This window comes from Streptomyces murinus (assembly GCF_002154555.1).
Classification (GTDB): domain Bacteria; phylum Actinomycetota; class Actinomycetes; order Streptomycetales; family Streptomycetaceae; genus Streptomyces; species Streptomyces murinus.
The window spans coordinates 1-3,001 of sequence record NZ_MUNF01000980.1; the positions used below are offsets into that span (position 1 = coordinate 1).

The window sequence follows — 3,001 nt, forward strand, 5'->3', positions numbered from 1 at the left end:
CCCACCCACTGCGGCGCGCCCGGCGTCGTGGGCGCGGGCGGCGCCGCGGTGAAGCCGCCGCCGGCCACCGCGCGCAGGGCGTCGATCGACGAGTACGCCGTCGGCGAGGTGTCACCCGGCTGGTACCGGAAGCCGCCACCGGGATTGAACTGCTGCGCGATCAGGAAGTCCACCGGGGTCTTCCCGGCCGAGGTGAGGAAGTCACCGGTCTGCGCATTGACGCCGCACGCGTTGAGCCCGGACACCGCCCAGCCGTTCGAGTCGGAGTTCACGCCGAACATCGCGTTGAAGGCACCGCTGTTCGCCACCAGCTTGCTCTTCAGGAACGCCTTGGCCCGGACGATCCCGCTGTCGGTGTTCGGCACCCCGGACGTGCACAGCGCGGCCATCGCGGCACCGGTCATGTCGATGTCGCTGGTGGCCGCGAGCTGGCTCGAATCCCCCTCCGCCTTGCCGTAGTTCCAGCCGCCGTCGTTGTGCTGGTTGGCCCGGATCCGGGTGACCACGGAGTCACGCAGTGCCGCCGGTATCCGCGCCTGCCCGGACTGCGTCCGCGCGCCGTTCAGGGCGAGCGCGGCGAACACGGTGCCGTTGAAGTTCGCCGAGGGGCCGAAGTAGCCGTTCTCCGAGGTCTGCCAGTAGCCGTAGATGTCGGCGATCAGATCCCGGGAGGCGGACACCCGGGCCGGATCGATGCCCGCGGCGTAGGCGTTCAGCACCGCGCGCTCGTAGTCCGTGACGACGGGGGAGGTGGACGGCCAGGCGGCGGTGGAGAGCAGATTGCGGTAGACGGTTCTCGCGTTCTTACTGGTGTCGCCCCCGGGGGTCACGTCCACCGCGGCGGTTCCGGCCGAGGCGAGCGCGCTGAACGCCCACTCGTTGGACAGCCCCGACCCGGCGTACGAACCGTCCGCGGCCTGAAGGGACTTGAGATAGGCGACGCCGTTCGTCTTCGACGTGGTGATCTGCGCCGGGGAGGACGTGGCCGCGGCGGGCAGCGTGGCGAGGGTGAACGCGCCGAGCGCGGCGGCCGCCACGAGCGCGGGGCGGCGGAGGGACAGCGGACGGATCATGGCCTGCTCCTTGGATGGAGGACGCCGACCCGGCCCGGTGCCACGGCCCGTCGAACCGGCGGAGCAGCGAGCGCTGGCCGCCGTCCGGAACGCGTGGACCGGCTTCCAAAAGTGCTGCGCCGCCTGGGCATTCGGGCTCGGAACGGCCCCGCCGTCCCATACCGCTGCGCGTCAGCCCCGGACTCCCACCGGGTTCCCCCATTCGGCAGACCGAGACGGTACCCGACGGCCAACCCGCCCGCCAGCGCCCGTTCTTCACCCGATGGCCACACCTTCCGCCGCTCTTGACGCATGCGGTGAAGCGTGCTCAAATCCGGCTGATACGCAATGAGTTCCAGGGGAAGCCGGTCGAATTCCGGCGCTGACCCGCAACCGTAGGCCCGGCACCGTCCCGGGCGAGCCGGACTGCCTGGAGCGTGACATCTGCAACAGACGCCGTCGTGGACTGCGGCGTGGTGCGACCGGCTTCCGGGCTCCTTCCGTGCTCCCGGGGCCCCTCTGCCACGCCCGTGCCCGCGCCGGCCGACCGAGGGGGCCGTGGTGGGGACCGGGCAGCGAAGAGACGAGCGGGCGAGGGCGATCCCGCCCCGCGTGGCGGCCCTGGCGGCGGCCCTGTGCATCCTGCTCGCGGCCTGCATGACCTTCCTCACGATCACGATCACACCCGCGACGGCGGACGGCACCGGCGGCTGCACCGCGACCAAGGGCGCACTCGTCGCCGTGGACTTCGGGCCCTTCGGCGGCCCGGTGGAAGAGGGCTGCGACCTCACCCCCACCACCGGCTACGACCTGCTGCACGACGCCGGCTTCAGCACCGCCGGCACCCAGCACGACGGCCCCGCCTTCATCTGCCGCATCGGCTACGGCTCCTTCGACTCCGGTACGCAGTACCCGACGTCGGACAAGGAGTCCTGCGTCCTGACCCCGCCCGCCACGGCGTACTGGTCGTACTGGATCGCCTCCCCGGGCCAGAGCGACTGGACCTACAGCCCGTACGGCGCCATGGACCGCAAGCTCAAGGACGGCGACGTCGACGCCTGGGTCTACGGCGGCACCGATGTCCAGGGCTCCACCGGCAAGCCCGCCTTCACCCCCGACGACGTACGCGGCGGCGACCCCTCCGGGCCCGGCCCCGGCGAACCCACCGGCGCCCCCGGAAAGGTCGACACGAAGGCCGCCGCCACCTGGCTCACCGGCCAACTCGCCGACGGCGAACGGATCGTGGACGACGGCGCCACCACCCCCGACTACTCGCTGACCGCCGACACCGCGTTCGCGCTGGCCGCCGCGAACGGCAAGAGCGCCACGCTCGACAAGGTCACCGACTATCTCGCCGCCCACACCGCGGACTTCGCCTACCCGAACGGCACCGACCAGGCTCCCGACGCCACCGCCGTCGCCCGGCTCGCCCTCCTCGCCGAGACCACCGGCCGCGACCCGCGCGCCTTCGGCGGCCACGACCTGCTCGCCGCCCTCACCGCCCATGTGTGCGCGGCGGGCCCGGAGTCCGGCGAGGCCACCCCCGGCTGCACCGCCAAGGGCGACTTCCGCGCCTCCTCCTACGCCGAGGGCCAGGCCCTCGCGGTCCTCGCCCTGCTGCGGGCCGGGGTGACACCCCCGGCCGCGACGGTCGACCGCCTCGCCCAACTCCAGTGCAAGGACGGCAGTTTCACCAGCATCCTGATCCGGCCCGGAGAGTACTGCGACCCGGACCCCGCCACCACCGGGCTGATCGCGCTGGTGCTGCACCGGGCGGGCGGCCACGAGGACGCGGTGACCGCGGCCCGCACCTACCTCGGCGGAGCGCAGCGCGCGGACGGCGCCTTCCCCGGCTACACCGGCTCGACCACCGGATCCGTCAACGCCACCGCGTACGCCGCCCAGGCACTGGCCGCCCTCGGCGACACCACCCGTACGGCCGCGGCCGT

Annotated in this window: 1 protein-coding gene, 1 pseudogene and 1 riboswitch; of the genes and pseudogenes, one reads left to right on the forward strand and one right to left on the reverse strand. The window is 72.9% G+C overall.

The features are described from left to right. A partial coding sequence (locus CCN72_RS37090) for a prenyltransferase/squalene oxidase repeat-containing protein (protein ID WP_086812676.1) occupies positions 1–1,073 on the reverse strand: 1,073 nt, incomplete at its 3' end. Positions 1,074–1,198: 125 nt separating this feature from the next. Continuing rightward, positions 1,199–1,272, reverse strand: a riboswitch (cobalamin riboswitch). Positions 1,273–1,664: 392 nt separating this feature from the next. Here CCN72_RS37090 and CCN72_RS37095 point away from each other — a divergent pair. Further along, positions 1,665–3,001, forward strand: a pseudogene (locus tag CCN72_RS37095) (prenyltransferase/squalene oxidase repeat-containing protein); the annotation flags it as partial.